Origin of the sequence: Streptomyces sp. NPDC047000, from assembly GCF_040644295.1 — a bacterium.
Taxonomy (GTDB): Bacteria; Actinomycetota; Actinomycetes; order Streptomycetales; family Streptomycetaceae; genus Streptomyces.
Window position 1 is genome coordinate 24,091 of sequence record NZ_JBEYWE010000006.1, and the last position, 17,222, is coordinate 41,312.

Consider the following 17,222-nt stretch of genomic DNA (forward strand, 5'->3'; position numbering starts at 1 on the left):
AGCCCGAATGTAACCCTCCGTGGCCTGATCGGGTCACACCCTCTTCCCGCATCACGCACCGTGCGGGACGCTCAACAGTGGCGGAACCCTGACGAGGAGGCAACAAGTGGTCGACGCTGATCAGACATTCGTCATCGTCGGTGGAGGTCTGGCGGGAGCCAAGGCGGCCGAGACGCTCCGCGCGGAAGGGTTCAGCGGCCGGGTGATACTGATCTGCGACGAACGCGACCACCCGTACGAGCGGCCGCCGCTGTCCAAGGGCTACCTCCTCGGCAAGGAGGCCCGCGACAGCGTCTACGTCCATGAACTCGCCTGGTACGCGCGCCACGACATCGAGCTGCACCTCGGCCAGACCGTCGCCGCCGTCGACCGCGCCGCCCGCACCGTCCGGTTCGGCGACGGCACCATCGTCCGCTACGACAAGCTGCTCATCGCCACCGGCGCCGAGCCGCGCCGCCTCGACATCCCCGGCACCGACCTCGTCGGCGTCCACCATCTGCGCCGCCTCGCGCACGCCGAGCGCCTCAAGAGCGTCCTCGCCTCCCTCGGCCGGGACAACGGGCACCTGGTGATCGCCGGAGCCGGCTGGATCGGCCTGGAGGTCGCCGCCGCCGCCCGCGAGTACGGCGCCGAGGTCACCGTCGTCGAGGCCGATCCGACGCCGCTGCACGGCGTCCTCGGCCCCGAGCTGGGCACCCTCTTCGCCGACCTGCACCGCGAGCACGGCGTGCGGTTCCACTTCGGTGCCCGGCTCACCGAGATCACCGGCCAGGACGGCCTGGTCCTCGCCGCCCGCACCGACGACGGCGAGGAGCACCCCGCGCACGACGTGCTCGCCGCGATCGGCGCCGCCCCGCGCACCGCGCTCGCCGAGGCGGCGGGCCTGGAGATCGCCGACCGCGCGCACGGCGGCGGCATCGCCGTCGACGAACAGCTGCGCACCTCCGACCCCGACATCCACGCAGCCGGGGACGTCGCCGCCTTCCCGCACGCCCTCTACGGCACCCGGCTGCGTGTCGAGCACTGGGCCAACGCCCTCAACGGCGGCCCCGTCGCCGCCCGCGCGATGCTCGGCCAGGACGTCACCTACGACCGCGTGCCCTACTTCTTCTCCGACCAGTACGACCTGGGCATGGAGTACAGCGGCTGGGCGCCCCCCGGCTCGTACGACCAGGTGGTGATCCGCGGCGACGCCGGGAAGCGGGAGTTCATCGCGTTCTGGGTGAAGGAGGGACGCGTGCTGGCCGGGATGAACGTCAACGTGTGGGACGTCACAGAGAACATCCAGAAGCTGATCCGCGCCGCCGCCCCCGTGGACACCGACGCCCTCGGCGACCCGCACACCCCGCTGGAGAGCCTGCTGCCGCGCTGATCCGCCCGGCGACACCCGGCCCGCCCGCCCGATCCGTCCGGCCCCGCAGGTCCCCCGAGCTGTCGGCGGGCCACCGTAGAATTCACGCGTGGCAGGACGGATCAACGACGAGGATGTGAAGGCGGTCCGGGACGCGGTCCCGATCGACTCCGTCGTGTCCGAGTACCTCCAGCTGCGCAACGCGGGCGGCGGCAACCTCAAGGGCCTGTGCCCCTTCCACGACGAGAAGTCCCCGTCCTTCCAGGTCAGCCCCAGCAAGGGCTTCTTCCACTGCTTCGGCTGCCAGGAGGGCGGCGACCTCATCACGTTCGTGATGAAGGTCGACCACCTCACCTTCTCCGAGTCGGTGGAGCGCCTCGCCGCCCGCGCCGGCATCACCCTGCGCTACGAGGAGGGCGGCTACAACCCCGCCCACCAGCGCGGCGAACGCATCCGGCTGATCGAGGCCCACAAGATCGCCGCCGACTGGTACGCGGAACAGCTCGCCCTCGGCCCCGAGGCCGAGACCGGCCGGGTCTTCCTCGCCGAACGCGGCTTCGACCAGTCCGCCGCCGTCCACTTCGGCGTCGGCTACAGCCCCCAGGGCTGGGACCACCTCACCCGCTATCTGCGCGGCAAGGGCTTCACCGACAAGGAACTCCTGCTGTCCGGCCTCGCCCAGGAGGGCCGCCGGGGCCCCATCGACCGCTTCCGCGGCCGGCTGATGTGGCCGATCCGCGACATCGGCGGCGACGTCGTCGGCTTCGGCGCCCGCAAGCTCTACGAGTCCGACAACGGCCCCAAATACCTCAACACGCCCGAGACACCGGTCTACAAGAAGTCCCAGGTCCTCTACGGCATCGACCTCGCCAAGGCCAGCATCGCCAAGGCCAGCCGCGCCGTCGTCGTCGAGGGCTACACCGACGTCATGGCCTGCCACCTGGCCGGCGTCACCACCGCCATCGCCACCTGCGGCACCGCGTTCGGCGGCGAGCACATCAAGATCCTGCGCCGGCTGCTCATGGACAACGGCAGCGCGCGCGTCATCTTCACCTTCGACGGCGACGCGGCCGGGCAGAAGGCGGCCCTGCGCGCCTTCGAGGACGACCAGAAGTTCGCCGCCGAGACGTACATCGCGATCGCGCCCGACGGCATGGACCCCTGCGAGCTGCGGCTCGCCAAGGGCGACGAGGCCATCACCGACCTCACCGAACCCCGTACGCCGCTCTTCGAGTTCGCGCTGCGGCAGATCACCGCGCGGTACGACCTCGACACACCGGCGGGACGCGCCGCCGCGCTCGACGAGGCCGGGCCCGTCGTCGCGCGGATCAAGAACAGCGGCGCCCAGCACGAGGTCGCCGTGCAGCTCGCCGGGATGCTCGGCATCCTCGACACGCAGTTCGTCGTCAAGCGGGTCGCCCAGCTGGCCCGGTGGGCGCGTGAGGGGGGCGGCGGGCGGCAGCAGCAGGGCCGGGGGCGCGGCGCGGGGCCGCAGCAGCCGTACGAGGCCGCCTCCCGGCCCGCCGTGCGGGGACCGGCGCTCCAGCTGCGCAACCCCGTCTACGCCACCGAGCGCGAGCTGCTGAAGCTCGCCCTCCAGCGGCCCGAGCTGGTCTCCCCGGCGTTCGACGCGTACGGCGTGGACGAGTTCACCGCGGTGCCCTACGCGGCCGTACGGCAGGCGATCATGGACGCGGGCGGCGCGGAGTACGGCACGCAGGATCCGCGGGAGTACCTGATGCGGGTGCGGGACGCCGCGCCGGACGACACCGTGCGGGCCATGGTGACGGAGCTCACCGTCGAGGCGATCATGCGGCGCACGGTCGACGAGGCCTACGCCGGTGATCAGCTGGTCGCCGTGCGGCGGCGGGCGGTGGAGCGGCGGATCCGGGAGATCCAGTCCGCCCTCGCCCGGCTCGGACCGCAGGCCGATCCGGCCCAGTTCGCCGCCGTGCAGAACGAACTGTGGGTGCTCCAGCAGTACGACCAGGCACTGCGGGAACAGGGGCCCGCGGCGCTCTGACCGCCGGTGGGGCGGCGCGCGGTTCCTCGCCCCCGCCGCCCCTTCCCGTTCCCGTCCCTGGGGGCTGCGCCCCCAGACCCCCCTGTCGGCCCTTCGGGCCTCGTCCTCAAACGCCGGACGGGCTGAAAGTCAGCGCCCCCGGCACGGGGGTCGTCACCTACCGCCCGGGTGCGGATGCAAAAAGTCACCGCACGCCCCTCGTGGCGGCTGTGTGTCGTACTCCACACTGGAAGCGGTGCCTGAGTCCTCGGAGCGCGGCCGGGTCGTATACGCCCCCGCGGTTCCGCTCATCGAGTACGGGACGGACAGCGGCCTGGCCGCCGACTCCGCCCTGGAAGCAGCGCTGCCGCACGCCTCAGCAGCGATGACCCTGGAGGTCGCCCCCGTGCAGACCCAGACCCTCGCCCAGACCGTGACACCGGCCGTGCCGGCGCAGAAGCGCGCCGCGCACCACCCCGAGACGGCACCGGAGCCGCACGACCCGCAGGAGCCGCCCGCCGAGCTGCCGGAGGACGCCCCCGAGGCCGCCGAACCGCCGCCGCCCACCCGCGCCACCGAGACCGCCGGGCCCTCCTCCGACCTGTTCCGGCAGTATCTGCGCGAGATCGGCCGGGTCCCGCTGCTCACCGCCGCCGAGGAGGTCGAGCTCGCCCGGCGCGTCGAGGCCGGACTGTTCGCCGAGGAGAAGCTCGGCAGCACGCCCGACCTGGACAGCGAGCTGGCCCTCGACCTGGACCGGCTCGTCGTCATGGGGCGGATGGCCAAGCGGCGGCTCATCGAGGCCAACCTGCGGCTCGTCGTCTCCGTCGCCAAACGGTACGTGGGCCGCGGGCTGACCATGCTCGACCTCGTCCAGGAGGGCAACCTGGGGCTCATCCGGGCCGTGGAGAAGTTCGACTACGCCCGCGGCTACAAGTTCTCCACCTACGCCACCTGGTGGATCCGCCAGGCCATGTCCCGCGCCCTCGCCGACCAGGCCCGCACCATCCGCGTCCCGGTGCACGTGGTCGAGCTCATCAACCGCGTCGTCCGGGTCCAGCGCCGGCTGCTCCAGGAACGCGGCTACGAGCCCACCGCCGACGAGGTCGCCGCCCAGCTCGACCTGGCCCCGGAGCGGGTCGGTGAGGTGCTGCGCCTCGCCCAGGAACCGGTGTCGCTGCACGCGCCGGTCGGCGAGGAGGACGATGTCGCGCTCGGCGACCTCATCGAGGACGGCGACGCCGCGAGCCCCGCCGAGTCCGCCGCCTTCCTCCTCCTCAAGGAGCACCTGGAGGCGGTGCTGTCCACGCTGGGGGAGCGGGAGCGGAAGGTGGTGCAGCTGCGCTACGGGCTCGCCGACGGGCGCCCCCGCACCCTGGAGGAGATCGGCCGCATCTTCGGCGTGACGCGGGAGCGGATACGGCAGATCGAGTCCAAGACCCTCAACAAACTGCGCGACCACGCCTTCGCCGACCAGCTGCGCGGCTATCTGGACTGACACACGGTGGAGGGGGCCACCGTACGGCGGCCCCCTCCACCCCCGCCGCGCGGAGTCGTTCAGTCGACCTCGGCGACCGCCTGCGCGAACTGCGCCTGGTAGAGGCGGGCGTAGGCGCCGTCGGCGGCCAGCAGCTCGTCGTGCGCGCCCTGTTCGACGATCGCGCCGTTCTCCATCACCAGGATGGTGTCCGCGTCCCGGATCGTGGAGAGCCGGTGCGCGATCACGAACGACGTGCGCCCGTGGGCCAGTTTGGCCATCGCCTTCTGGATCAGCACCTCGGTACGGGTGTCGACGGAGCTGGTGGCCTCGTCGAGGACCAGGATCACCGGGTCGGACAGGAACGCCCGCGCGATGGTGATCAGCTGCTTCTCACCGGCGCTCACCCCGGAGCCCTCGTCGTCGATGACCGTGTCGTAGCCGTCCGGCAGGGTGCGGATGAAACGGTCGGCCAGGGCCGCCCGCGCCGCCTCCTCGATCTCCCCGCGGGTCACCTCGCGTGAGGCGCCGTAGGCGATGTTCTCCGCGATGGTGCCGCCGAACAGCCAGGTGTCCTGGAGCACCATGCCTATCCCGGCGCGCAGTTCGTCGCGGGACATCGTCGCGATGTCGACGCCGTCGAGCGTGATGCGGCCGCCCGAGACGTCGTAGAACCGCATCAGCAGATTGACCAGCGTGGTCTTGCCCGCGCCGGTCGGGCCGACGATCGCGACCGTGTGCCCCGGCTCCGCCTTCAGCGACAGGCCGTCGATCAGCGGGGTGTCGGGGTCGTAGCGGAAGGAGATGTTCTCCAGCTCCACCAGACCGCGCAGTTCGGCCGGCCGCTCGCCGGGCACCGGGTCCGCCTGCTGTTCCTCCGCGTCCAGCAGCTCGAAGATCCGTTCCGCCGAGGCCACGCCCGACTGCACCAGGTTCGCCATCGACGCGACCTGCGTCAGCGGCATCGAGAACTGCCGCGAGTACTGGATGAACGCCTGGACGTCACCGATCGACAGCGCGCCCGACGCCACCCGCAGACCGCCCACGACCGCGATGAGGACGTAGTTCAGGTTCGACACGAACATCATCAGCGGCTGCATGATGCCGCTGTTGAACTGCGCCTTGAACCCGGCCTCGTACAGCGCGTCGTTCTGCTCGGCGAACTGCCGCGCCGACTCCTCCTGGCGGCCGAACACCTTCACCAGCGTGTGGCCGGTGTACATCTCCTCGATGTGCGCGTTCAGCTTGCCCGTCGTGCGCCACTGCTGCACGAAGTGCGGCTGCGAGCGCTTGCCGACCCGCATCGCGACGAGGAACGACAGCGGCACCGTGACCAGGGCGACGAGCGCCAGCAGCCACGACACCCAGAACATCATCACCAGCACACCGATGATGGTCAGCAGCGAGTTGATGAGCTGGCCCAGCGACTGCTGGAGCGTCTGCCCGATGTTGTCGATGTCGTTGGTGGCGCGGCTGAGCACCTCGCCGCGCTGGCGCTTGTCGAAGTACGACAGCGGCAGCCGCGACAGCTTCGTCTGCACGTCCTCGCGCATCCGGTACATCGTGCGGTTGACGGACCGGTTCACCAGCCGCGTCGCCACCGCCATCAGCACACCGGCCGTGAGGAACGCCGCCGTCGCCAGCAGCAGCACATTGCCGACCGCGCCGAAGTCGATGCCCTTGCCCGGGGTGAAGTCGGTGCCCTTCAGCATGTCGGCGACCGCGCCCTGGCCACGCGCGCGCATCGACTCGAGCACCTGCTCCTTGGTCATCCCGGACGGCATCTGCCGGCCGACGATCCCGCCGAACACCAGGTCGGTGGCGTTGCCGAGGATCTTCGGGCCGATCACGCTCAGGGTGACGCTCACCATGACGCACAGCAGCAGCAGGCCGATCGTGACGCGTTCCGGCCTGAAGTGGCCGATCAGCCGCTTGCTGGAGTTCTTGAAGTCGATCGAGCGGCTCTCCGGGCCGCTCCCGGCCATCATCCGCCCCATGGGCCCGGCCATCAGGCGGCCTCCGCTTCCGTCAGCTGGGAGAGGACGATCTCCCGGTACGTCTCGTTGTCCGCCATCAGCTCGTGATGGCGGCCGGTGCCGACGACCCGGCCCTCGTCCAGGACGATGATCCGGTCGGCGTCCCGGATGGTCGCCACGCGCTGCGCGACGATCACCACGGTCGCCTCGGCGGTCTCCCGGCCCAGCGCGGCGCGCAGGGCCGCGTCGGTGGCGTAGTCGAGGGCGGAGAAGGAGTCGTCGAAGAGGTAGATCTCCGGGCGCTGCACCAGGGTGCGGGCGATGGCCAGGCGCTGGCGCTGACCGCCGGAGACGTTCGTGCCGCCCTGCGCGATGGGCGCGTTCAGCCCGCCCTCCAGCTCACTCACGAAGCCCTTGGCCTGCGCCACCTCCAGCGCGTGCCACAGCTCCTCGTCGGTGGCGTCCGGGTTGCCGTAGCGCAGGTTCGTCGCGACGGTCCCGGCGAACAGGTACGGCTTCTGCGGCACCATGCCGACCGTCTTCGCCAGCAGCTTCGGGTCCACGCCCGCCACGTCCACGCCGTCGACCAGCACCTCGCCCTCCGTGCTGTCGAACAGCCGCGGCACCAGGCCCAGCAGCGTGGACTTGCCGCTGCCGGTCGAACCGATCACGGCGGTCGTCTCACCGGGCCGCGCCACCAGGTCCACCGACCTCAGCACCGGCTCCTCGGCACCCGGGTAGCGGAACCCGGCACCGCGCAGCTCCAGATGACCGTGCCGGCGCAGCTCGGTGACCGGCGCCGACGGCGGCACGACACTGCTCTCGGTGTCGAGGACCTCCTCGATGCGCTCGGCGCACACCTCGGCACGCGGCACCATCATGAACATGAAGGTGGCCATCATCACGGACATCACGATCTGCATGAGGTAGGCGAGGAACGCGGTGAGGTCGCCGATCTGCATCCCGCCGCTGTCGATGCGGTGCGCGCCGAACCACACCACGGCGATCGACGACAGGTTCACCACCGTCATCACGATGGGGAACATCAGCGCGAGCAGCCGTCCGGTCGCCAGCTGCATCTCCGTCAGGTCGGCGTTCGCCTTACCGAAACGGTCCTTCTCGTACTCGTCGCGGACGAAGGCGCGGATCACGCGGTTGCCGGTGATCTGCTCGCGCAGCACCCGGTTCACCGTGTCCAGCCGCACCTGCATGGCCCGGAACAGGGGCCGCAGCCTGCGCACGATCAGCGTCACGCAGAGCGCCAGCACCGGCACGACGGCCACCAGGACCGCCGACAGCGGCACGTCGAGGCCGAGGGCCAGCACGATGCCGCCGACGCACATGATCGGCGCCGACACCATCAGCGTGAACGACATCAGGACCAGCATCTGGACCTGCTGCACGTCGTTGGTGGTCCGGGTGATCAGGGACGGCGCGCCGAAGTGGCCGACCTCGCGCGCGGAGAACGACTGCACCCGGTCGAACACGGCCGCCCGTACGTCCCGGCCCAGTGCCGACGCGGTGCGGGCGCCGTAGTACACGGCCCCCATGTTGCAGACCACCTGCGTCAGCGAGATGCCGATCATCAGGGAGCCGTAGGTGAGGATGTATCCGGTGTCGCCCTTGACGACGCCGTTGTCGATGATGTGGGCGTTGAGCGTGGGCAGATAGAGGGTGGCGCAGGTCTGCAGGAACTGCAGCGCCACCAGCAGAACGATGGGTTTCTTATAGGGCCTGAGATAGGTCCGCAGAAGTCGTATGAGCACGCTACTTCTCTCGGAGTCGGCGGCAGGGGCGGTCGGCGTGGAGGGGGCGATCTGGTTGCCCTTGGCCCCTATCGTCGAACACTCCACCGGTGTTACTTCAACTCATTAAGCCAGGAGTGGAGCCGATCACGTGCCCCCGGCCCGGCCCGGCAGGAGCGCCGGGGGCGGTCGGCCGCGGCACGGCGGGGCGTGCGGCCCGCCGAAAACGGGCCGGTCGCCCCTTGCGCCACCGCCGGAACGGCGGCCTCGCGCGACTACGGGCGGAACGCGCCCGGGTGGGTCTGTTCCCGTACGGACACATACTGCTGACGCACCGCCTGCCCTACGGCCAGTTCGTCCCCCGGCTCCAGCACCTGCGCCGCCGCGCCCTGCCAGACGGGCGGGGTACGCGGGTCCAGGGCGCCCTGGGACACGCCGAGCGCCCAGGCGGCCTGCCGGGCGGCGCCGATCGCGGCGTAGTCGGCGGGCTGCGGTACGACGACCTGCGTGCCGAACAGCGCGGGCGCCGCGGCCTGCACGGCTGGCAGTTCCGCGGCCTGCCCCAGCAGGAAGATCCGCCGTACGTCGACGCCCCGGCCGCGCAGCACGTCCAGCGCGTCGGCGAGCCCGCACAGCATCCCCTCGAACGCGGCCCGCGCCAGATGCTCGGCCTTCATCGACTCACGGCGCAGCCCGGCGAGGGTGCCCGCGGTGTGCGGCAGGTTCGGTGTCCGCTCGCCCTCCAGATAGGGCAGCAGGACCAGCCCGTGCGAGCCGGGGGTCGACTTCATCGCCAGGTCGGACAGGGACTCCAGGTCCGGCAGACCTAGCAGCTCGGCGGTGCCGCGCAGGGCGCGCACGGCGTTGAGGGTGGTGACGACGGGCAGGTGCATGCCCGTGGCGTCGGCGAGGGAGGTGATGATCCCGCTGCCGTCGGTGAGGGCCTCGCGGTGCACCGCCATCACGGAGCCGGAGGCGCCGAGCGAGACGACCGCGTCACCGAGACCGATGCCGAGCCCGAAGGCGGCGGCCATGGTCTCGCCGGTGCCGGCCGAGATCAGCAGCCCCTCCGGTGTCGTACCGGCCGCGTCGGAGGGCCCGATGACGTCGGGTAGTACGACCTGGTGACCGAGCGCGAGCTCCACGAGGTCGGGGCGGTAGGAGCCGGTCGCCGCCGACCAGTAGCCGGTGCCGGAGGCGCCGCCGCGGTCGGTGGTACGGCGCGCGGGCCGCCCCAGCAGCTGCCACACCAGCCAGTCGTGGGCCTGGAGCAGCGCTCCGGTCCGGCGGGCGTTGTCGGGCTCGCTCTTCGCCAGCCAGCGCAGCTTGGTGACGGGCTGCGCGGCCTGCGGGACACAGCCCACCGCCTGTGCCCAGGCGGCACGCCCGCCGAGCGCGTCGACGAGATCGGCCGCCGCGACCTGGGCCCGCTTGTCGCCGCCGACGAGGGCGGGCCGCACCGTGTTGCCCTGCGCGTCGAGGGGGACGAGCGCGTTCTGCTGCGCGGACACCCCGATGGCCTGTACGCCCTCCAGCAGACCGCCGCCCGCGGCCTCGCCCAGGGACAGCAGCCAGGCCTGCGGATCGACGTCACTGGGGCGCCGGCCGTCCTCGGCACCCTCCAGCGGATGCGCGGCATACCCCTGCCTGAGCACGGACCCCGTATCCGTGTCGCAGACGACGATCCGAGTGAAAGCGGGCGAACTGTCCAGCCCGGCGACTATCCCCATGGCGAAAATTCTGCCGCACGCCGGGCGGTGTCCGTGCAGGGCCGGTCGGCCTCTGCGCGCCGGGCGTGCCCGGTGTTACGCGGGGTGCCCCGGACGGCCCGCGGCACCCCGCCCGCGTGCCGCTCCCGGACGGTTCACACGTTGCCGCTGCTGCCCCAGTCGTCGTTGCCGGCGCCGCCCGCGTTGTGCGCCCGCAGCGAGCGCACGCGCTGGGCGACGGAGTCGGGGAGCCGGTCACCGACCCGGTCGCTCACCACGTGGTAGGCCCGGCCGGCGATCTCACGGCCCTGCTGCGCCGCGCTCTCCGCGGTGTTGCGCACCGCGGGGTTCTGGGCGACCTGCCGGGCGGACTTCTTGAGCTGCTCGTAGCGCTCGCGTCCCGCCCGTGTGCCGAGCACGTAACCGATGACGAGTCCGGCGACGAACGTGAGCCGGTAACGCATGACGGCCACCCTTCCCTTGCCTTGCCCTGTGACGATGCCCTCTGGTGCTCCATGAGCGCCGGGGGAACCGATTGGCGGAGCACCCCCCAGCTTGCGCTAATGTATGTGTCGCAGCGAGCGCGCGCTCCCCGGGCGGATACCCAGGCAGACACGTTCGATGCGACGAGGCATTCCTCCGTAGCTCAATTGGCAGAGCAGCCGGCTGTTAACCGGCAGGTTACTGGTTCGAGTCCAGTCGGGGGAGCTCGGTCCTCCGTAGCTCAATTGGCAGAGCAGCCGGCTGTTAACCGGCAGGTTACTGGTTCGAGTCCAGTCGGGGGAGCATGCTGAACGAGGACCCCGCAGGGGTCCTTTTTCATGCCCGCTCCGTGCCCTCCGGGAGCCGCGCACAGCGCGGTGCGGCCCTCGTGATCACGAGGCCCGTGCTCGGCCGCCCAGCCGAAGCAGGAGATCGTATGAGCGGCTATGCTGCGGCAGACGGCGCGCACACATGTACGCGACACGCCGCTATGGGGCGGTAGCTCAGCCGGTTAGAGCAGCGGACTCATAATCCGTCGGCCGTGGGTTCGAGTCCCACCCGCCCCACCAGTGCACGCATGTGACCTGCCGAGTCGTCCTGGTGCGGGCCGTCGCCATCGACTCCCCTCTGCCCCGAGGCCGGGCGAACATGCCGGCGCGGATCGGGAGCCGTACCGTCATCGATCTCGGCGACGAGGCGTGGGAAGAAGCCGCCAGGGAACACGCGCCGCGGTGCTGCGGACCTAGCCCGCACGGCCGCGCGGACCGACGTCTAGCCTCCACGATGCGACCGCGTCGTCATATAGGGGACGCGGTGGATGAAGATACAAGATCTTTTGCATGGTTCCGGAAGGAGTCGCCGAGGCCGAGTGATCGGGAGCACCTCAAGTCAGGACGGCACTCCGAAGGTGAGGGCCTGCGGCCCGCGGTCGAGACCTACGGCAAGCAGTCCCTTGAACCAGGTCACCTCCAGGGCCACGTGGCGGACGGGAGCCTCCATGACCCGCGTCGCGGTGGCCGGGTCCCACAGACACACTCCCCGGTGACGGCGTCCCGGAGCCATGTCTCACCGTCAATTGTCGCGGCGGCGATGCCCGATTGCTTGCCGATACGCGAGGAGCACATGGCGAGAACCGCCGATGGTCAGGTGGGGGGGTGGCCGTCGATCGTGCAATTCCCCAGCGCCCTGATGCCTCCGAATCGCGGAGAAGGGTCGGACCTTTGACGGAGCGAGGTCATTGTCCCCGGCCTGCGGATTCCGGCGCCTTGACCCCGTGTATTACCTGGCGTGACGCCATCCGAGAAGCGTGCAGCGCAATCGATGAGTGGAGCTGAGTCGTCGCTCTGCCGGGGGGCATTGACGGTCGGACGAAATGGCAGGTGACCGCCGAAGTGGCCGCGCCTGCCGCCGGTCGGCGGCAGGCGTCACGCGTCGCCCGCGATGCGCCACCACGTCGGCTCCGCCCGCCGGGCCCTGCTGCTGCGCTCGGCCGGGGACGCCGCCGGCTGAGACCGTACCGGGTCGCCGGTCGGGCCGGCCGGGGATACGGTGCTTCTGACAGCACACGCCCCTGATCGGCCCGGTGAGGGCCGGGGTGCGGCCGACGGGGGCGGGCGGCGGCACGGCCGGTTCCGCACCGGACGCGCGGCGGTTCCGCACCGGACGCCCTCCGGTCCGCTCCCGGCCCGCAGGTGTCACCGGGGTCCCCGGGGCGTCGGCCACCCCTTCGTGGAGCGCCTGCGATGACCGAGAACCAGCCCTCCGGCGACGAGACACGGCACCTCACCCCGAAGGAGCGGGCCGCCCGCGGCAGGGCCGCCCGCTCGGACGTGCCCCGGTCCTCCCACGCCGACTTCCGGCCCCCGCCCAAGCGCCCGGACCCCCTGGAGATCATCGGGAGGCAGTCCGCGACGCGGGTGCCGGAACTCGTGCCGATCCGCTACGGCAGGATGAGCGAGACCCCGTTCCGCTTCTACCGCGGGGCCGCGGCCATCATGGCCTCGGACCTGGCGGGGACGCCGCGCAGCGGGATCACCGTGCAGTGCTGCGGCGATGCCCACATGCTGAACTTCCGGCTGCTCGCGTCGCCGGAACGCCGTCTGATGTTCGACATCAACGACTTCGACGAGACCCTGCCCGGTCCGTGGGAGTGGGACGTCAAGCGGCTGTCGGCGAGCCTGGCCATCGCGGGCCGGGCGAACGGGTTCAGCGCCGCGGAGCGGGCGTCGGTCGTGCTGGCGGCGGTGCGCTCGTACCGCGAGCGGATGCGGGAGTTCGCGGGCATGGGCAACCTCGCGGTCTGGTACACCCACTTCGACGCGGACGAACTGGCGCAGCGGTTCGCCTCGGTGATGGGCGCCGGACAGCGCGACCGGTGGGAACGCACCCGGGCCCGGGCCAGGGCGCACGACACGCTGCAGGTCTTCGAGAAGCTCACACGCGTCGTGGACGGCAGGCGGCGGATCGCCCCCGATCCACCGCTGCTGGTCCGGCTCCAGGACCTGCTGCCGGACCTCGAACGCGGCGAGCTGGAGAAGGAGATCGGCCGCCTGGTGGAGCGCTACGGCCGTACCCTGCCGACCGACCGCCGGTTCCTGCTGGAGACGTACCGGCTCGCGGACATCGCCCGCAAGGTCGTCGGCGTGGGCAGTGTCGGAACCCGCTGCTGGATCATCCTGCTGCTCGGCAAGGACGACGAGGACCCCCTGTTCCTCCAGGCCAAGGAGGCCGACGAGTCGGTGCTGGCGCCCTACGTCGGCGGCAGCACCTTCCGTACCCAGGGCGAGCGCGTCGTCGCCGGCCAGCGGCTCATGCAGGCCACCAGCGACATCTTCCTCGGCTGGGAACGCATCCAGGGCATCGACGGCAGACGCCGGGACTTCTACCTGCGCCAGCTGCGGGACTGGAAGGGAATCGTCGTGGCCGAGACCATGGCGCCGAAGCAGATGGCGCTGTTCGGCACGCTGTGCGGTGCCACCCTGGCCCGCGCCCACGCCAGGTCCGGGGACCGGATCGCGATCGCCGCGTATCTGGGCGGCGGCGACGTCTTCGACCGTGCGCTGGTGACGTTCGCCGAGCTGTACGCGGACCTGAACGAGAAGGACCACCAGGCGCTCGTCGACGCCATCGGGGCCGGACGGCTGCCGGCCGAAGCGGCCTGACGGAGGCGTGGCGCCGGGCCGGCGCCAGGCCGGGTCCACGGAAGCCTGTCCGTGCGGACGCCGCCCGGCGGGAATCTCCCGTATTCGCTGATTCCACCCGCACTTACGCATTCCCGCGGTGATCCGGCGGCGGACCGGGTGACTGCGCCTGCCGGCCTTCCGCTCGCTGTCTTTCGGCCGGGAGTTCGGTTTCTCAGAATATGCGCGCCGTGGGGCACCGAACAGAAGTGCGGGTGTGATCAGCCGGGTAGATGTGCACGGAAACTTCGCCTCGTGCGCCTGCCCGGTGCGCTGAATGCGCCCTGATGGCGCGGCCGGTCCTGAATTATCTTTTTGTCGTGCGACAAGACGGTGATATGGCCGCCATCAGCGTTTGATGAATCGGTCCGCCATTGCCGCCATATCCGTTCGGCGGAGTCTTGCGACCGAGATGGGGGGAGTGTTATGGACATGCGCTACGAGGCGTTCTCGTACGCCGACCCTGTGTTCTATGACTCGCCTGTCCGATGGGCGACGGCAGAGGAGTTCGACGCCGTGGGGGAGCCGGTGCCCGCCGGCTGGGTGGGCAACGCGAGAGACGTGTGGGTGGGACGCCAGCTCGCGGACACCGCACTCCCCGACCAGGGCTGGAAGATCCACGTGTCCGCCTGCATGGGCAACGCGCGGCACATCCTCTCCCTGGTCAGCGAGTACTGCTACGAGAACCGGGTGGCGTTCAAGTTCCTGCGCAGCCCCGCACTGGTGCAGACCCAGAACGCGAAGTACGCCTCGCGGGGTTCGAGCGGCAAGTTCATGACGCTGTACCCGGTCGGCGAACCGCAGCTGGAACGCTGTCTCGAGGACCTGGACGAGGCCCTCGCCGGGCAGCCGGGACCGTACATCCTCAGCGACCTCCGCTGGCGGGAGGGCCCGCTGTACCTGCGCTACGGGGGCTTCACCGAGCAGTTCTGCCGGTCCGAGACCGGTGAGCTGGTCCTGGCGCTGCGTGAACCGTCGGGCCGGCTGCGCCCCGACGTACGGCGCGCGGTGTTCGAGGTGCCGGAATGGGCCCCCGTCCCGGCCGTCCTCACGCAGGCGCTGGCCGCCCGGGAGAGAACGAGCACCGCCGACTTCCCCTACACGGTGGAGAGGGCCCTGCACTTCTCCAACGGCGGCGGTATCTACGTCGCCCGGCCCGCCGGCGGCGGCGACGAGGTGGTCCTCAAGGAGGCCCGCCCGCACGCCGGACTCGACCAGCGCGGGGACGACGCCGTACTGCGGCTCGACAGCGAACACGACATCCTGCGGCGGCTGGCGGGCGTCTCCGCCGTGCCGGCCGTGCTCGGCCGCTTCACCGCCTGGGAACACCGCTTCCTGGTCCAGGAGTACGTGGCGGGCGAACCGCTGAACAGATGGTTCGCCCGGCGTTACCCGCTGGTGCACCCGGCCCCGGACCGGGCGGACATCGACCGCTACCGGCAGGAGGCGCTCGATGTCCTGGCCGGCATCGAGGAGGGCCTGCGCGCCATCCACGACCGCGGAATCGTCTTCGGCGACCTCCACCCGCGCAACCTGATCGTCCGCCCGGACGGACGGATCTGCTTCGTCGACTTCGAACTCGCCTCACCCGTCGACGACTTCACCAGACCGGGGCTCGGCGCCGCGGGCTTCGCGGCCCCCGCCGACCTGCACGGCTTCGCGATCGACCACCACGCTCTCGACGCGCTGCGCCTGTGGATCTTCATGCCCCTCATGCAGCTGACATCGCTGGACCCGCACAAACGCGACCAGTTGGCCGGCGCCGCGGCCAGACGCTTCGGACTGCCTCCCGGACCCGTCCCCACCCCGCGGACCACGGCACGCGGACCCGCGTCACCGCCCGGCGCCTCCGGACTCGACCCGCTCGCCGAGCTGTTCAGCGGCGACCGCGCGGACTGGCCGGCGCTGCGCGACTCGATGGCGGCGGCGATCACGGTCAGCGCCACCCCGGAACGCACCGACCGCCTGTTCCCCGGGGATCCCAACCAGTTCACGCACGACGGCCTCGGACTCGCCTACGGCGCCGCCGGAGTGCTGTGGGCCCTGCACTCCACGGGCGCACCCGTCGACCCCGGCCACGTGCAGTGGCTGCTGGACGCCGTCGGACGCGAGCCCTGCCGCCCCGGTCTCTACACCGGCTCCCACGGCGTCGCCCTCGCCCTCGACCGTCTCGGCCACACCCGGCACGCACACAACCTCCTGGACCGGCTCCTCAAGGCACCGCCGGACGACCAGGGCAGCGATCTCGCCGGGGGCCTGCCCGGCATCGGGCTGACGCTGCTGCACTTCGCCGGCACCACCGCCGACGCCTCCCTGCTGGCAGCCGCCACCGACACCGCCGACCGCCTCGCCGCCCGTCTGACCGCGGCCTCCGGCAACGGCGCACCACCGGCCGGCCCGCGCACCGGGCTCCTGCACGGCAGCACCGGCGCCGCGCTGTTCTTCCTGAGGCTCCACGACAGCACCGGCGACCCGGCCCTGCTCGACCTCGCGGAACAGGCACTCGCCCGGGACCTGGCCCGCTGCGTCCTGGGCGAGGACGGCACCCTCCAGGTCGACGACGGCAGCAGGGTCCTCCCCTACCTGGAGTCGGGCAGCGCCGGCATCGCCGCCGTGCTCCACTCCTGGCTGCGTCACCGGCCGGACCCGGAGCTGCGGCAGAGCCTCGACCGGATGCGCGGCGCCGCCGAACCCGAGTTCATCGTCCAGCCGGGGCTGTTCAACGGCCGGGCGGGACTGGTCGCCCTGCTCGACCTGTTGCAGGACGGTACCGCGGTCCACGACCGGGTGATCCGGCGGCACATCCGCCGGCTGGTCTGGCACGTCGTCCCCTACCGAGGCCATGTGGCCTTCCCCGGGGAGCAGTTGCTGCGGCTGTCGATGGACCTCGCCACCGGTTCCGCCGGCATCCTGCTCGCCCTGGGATCGGCCCTCGCCGGCACCCCCGGCCTGCCCTTCTGGACCACCGCGCCCGCCACATCCGCCGCGCCCGCCGTGCCCGAGGCGTCCGCCGCTCCCGTCGCGTCCGGGGCCTCCCGCTCCCGGCTGCGGGCCTCCTGACCCACCGCCGAGCCCGCTCGGCGCACCCGCCGCGGACCACGCGCCGCGGCCCAGAGTTTCCGGCGATCGCCGGGAAAACCGAGCACCACCCGAATGAAGAGGAGTCCACCATGTCCATCCTCAGCCTGCAGGCGCTGGAGACCCCCGAGGAGACCACCGAGTACATGTCGGTGCTCAGCTCCCTCAGCGCGGTCAACTGCACCAACAGCACCGTCAGCACGCTCCTGTGCCTCTAGTCGG

The 17,222-nt window shown here is 71.4% G+C and carries 10 protein-coding genes and 3 tRNA genes; 9 read left to right on the top strand and 4 right to left on the bottom strand.

Annotation, left to right across the window (positions count from 1 at the left end; genetic code table 11):
- The first annotated feature begins 106 nt into the window (after nt 1–106).
- The 3 genes from ABZ862_RS12275 to ABZ862_RS12285 all read left to right on the top strand — a co-directional run bounded on the left by ABZ862_RS12275 (nt 107) and on the right by ABZ862_RS12285 (nt 4,851).
- Nucleotides 107–1,372, top strand: a complete 1,266-nt coding sequence (locus tag ABZ862_RS12275; protein ID WP_360956172.1) for an FAD-dependent oxidoreductase — start codon at nt 107–109, stop codon at nt 1,370–1,372.
- An 88-nt stretch (nt 1,373–1,460) separates the two neighbouring features.
- On the top strand, nt 1,461–3,374 hold the full coding sequence (gene dnaG, locus ABZ862_RS12280) for a DNA primase (RefSeq protein WP_360956174.1): 1,914 nt from the start codon (nt 1,461–1,463) through the stop codon (nt 3,372–3,374).
- Nucleotides 3,375–3,609: 235 nt separating this feature from the next.
- Nucleotides 3,610–4,851, top strand: coding sequence for an RNA polymerase sigma factor (locus ABZ862_RS12285; RefSeq protein WP_360956176.1), 1,242 nt, complete (start codon nt 3,610–3,612; stop codon nt 4,849–4,851).
- Between the two features lie 59 nt (nt 4,852–4,910).
- On the opposite strand, the gene ABZ862_RS12290 is transcribed toward ABZ862_RS12285, so the two are convergent.
- The 4 genes from ABZ862_RS12290 to ABZ862_RS12305 all read right to left on the bottom strand — a co-directional run bounded on the left by ABZ862_RS12290 (nt 4,911) and on the right by ABZ862_RS12305 (nt 10,724).
- Nucleotides 4,911–6,839 carry an ABC transporter ATP-binding protein gene (locus tag ABZ862_RS12290; RefSeq protein WP_360956178.1) on the bottom strand — a complete coding sequence of 643 codons (1,929 nt, stop codon included), beginning with the start codon at nt 6,837–6,839 and terminating at the stop codon, nt 4,911–4,913.
- Nucleotides 6,839–8,572 (bottom strand): ABC transporter ATP-binding protein, encoded by a 1,734-nt coding sequence (locus ABZ862_RS12295; protein ID WP_360956654.1) that lies wholly within the window; start codon nt 8,570–8,572, stop codon nt 6,839–6,841. Before ABZ862_RS12295 ends, ABZ862_RS12290 begins: the two co-directional genes overlap by 1 nt.
- Before the next feature lie 254 nt (nt 8,573–8,826).
- Nucleotides 8,827–10,281 carry an FGGY family carbohydrate kinase gene (locus ABZ862_RS12300; RefSeq protein ID WP_360956180.1) on the bottom strand — a complete coding sequence of 485 codons (1,455 nt, stop codon included), beginning with the start codon at nt 10,279–10,281 and terminating at the stop codon, nt 8,827–8,829.
- A gap of 134 nt (nt 10,282–10,415) precedes the next feature.
- Nucleotides 10,416–10,724: a YtxH domain-containing protein gene (locus ABZ862_RS12305; protein ID WP_360956182.1), complete on the bottom strand. Its 309-nt coding sequence runs from the start codon at nt 10,722–10,724 to the stop codon at nt 10,416–10,418.
- Nucleotides 10,725–10,895: 171 nt separating this feature from the next.
- On the opposite strand from ABZ862_RS12305, the gene ABZ862_RS12310 reads away from it, so the two are divergent.
- The 6 genes from ABZ862_RS12310 (at nt 10,896) to ABZ862_RS12335 (ending at nt 17,218) form a co-directional block, all read left to right on the top strand.
- A tRNA-Asn gene (locus ABZ862_RS12310) sits at nt 10,896–10,968 on the top strand.
- Nucleotides 10,969–10,973: 5 nt separating this feature from the next.
- Nucleotides 10,974–11,046, top strand: a tRNA-Asn gene (locus ABZ862_RS12315).
- 189 nt (nt 11,047–11,235) lie between these two features.
- A tRNA-Ile gene (locus tag ABZ862_RS12320) sits at nt 11,236–11,312 on the top strand.
- 1,173 nt (nt 11,313–12,485) lie between these two features.
- Nucleotides 12,486–13,904, top strand: a complete 1,419-nt coding sequence (locus ABZ862_RS12325) for a DUF2252 domain-containing protein (protein ID WP_360956184.1) — start codon at nt 12,486–12,488, stop codon at nt 13,902–13,904.
- Nucleotides 13,905–14,348: 444 nt separating this feature from the next.
- Nucleotides 14,349–16,982 carry a class III lanthionine synthetase LanKC gene (gene lanKC / locus ABZ862_RS12330; RefSeq protein ID WP_360956186.1) on the top strand — a complete coding sequence of 878 codons (2,634 nt, stop codon included), beginning with the start codon at nt 14,349–14,351 and terminating at the stop codon, nt 16,980–16,982.
- Between the two features lie 110 nt (nt 16,983–17,092).
- Nucleotides 17,093–17,218 carry a SapB/AmfS family lanthipeptide gene (locus ABZ862_RS12335; RefSeq protein ID WP_099054098.1) on the top strand — a complete coding sequence of 42 codons (126 nt, stop codon included), beginning with the start codon at nt 17,093–17,095 and terminating at the stop codon, nt 17,216–17,218.
- Nucleotides 17,219–17,222: the final 4 nt, after the last annotated feature.

Bases quoted from the DNA above. Each gene is read 5' to 3' on its own strand.
- ABZ862_RS12290 (WP_360956178.1), bottom strand. From the start codon at position 6,839: ATGGCCGGGCCCATGGGGCGGATGATGGCCGGGAGCGGCCCGGAGAGC.
- ABZ862_RS12300 (WP_360956180.1), bottom strand. From the start codon at position 10,281: ATGGGGATAGTCGCCGGGCTGGACAGTTCGCCCGCTTTCACTCGGATC.
- ABZ862_RS12305 (WP_360956182.1), bottom strand. From the start codon at position 10,724: ATGCGTTACCGGCTCACGTTCGTCGCCGGACTCGTCATCGGTTACGTG.
- ABZ862_RS12325 (WP_360956184.1), top strand. From the start codon at position 12,486: ATGACCGAGAACCAGCCCTCCGGCGACGAGACACGGCACCTCACCCCG.
- lanKC (WP_360956186.1), top strand. From the start codon at position 14,349: ATGGACATGCGCTACGAGGCGTTCTCGTACGCCGACCCTGTGTTCTAT.
- ABZ862_RS12335 (WP_099054098.1), top strand. From the start codon at position 17,093: ATGTCCATCCTCAGCCTGCAGGCGCTGGAGACCCCCGAGGAGACCACC.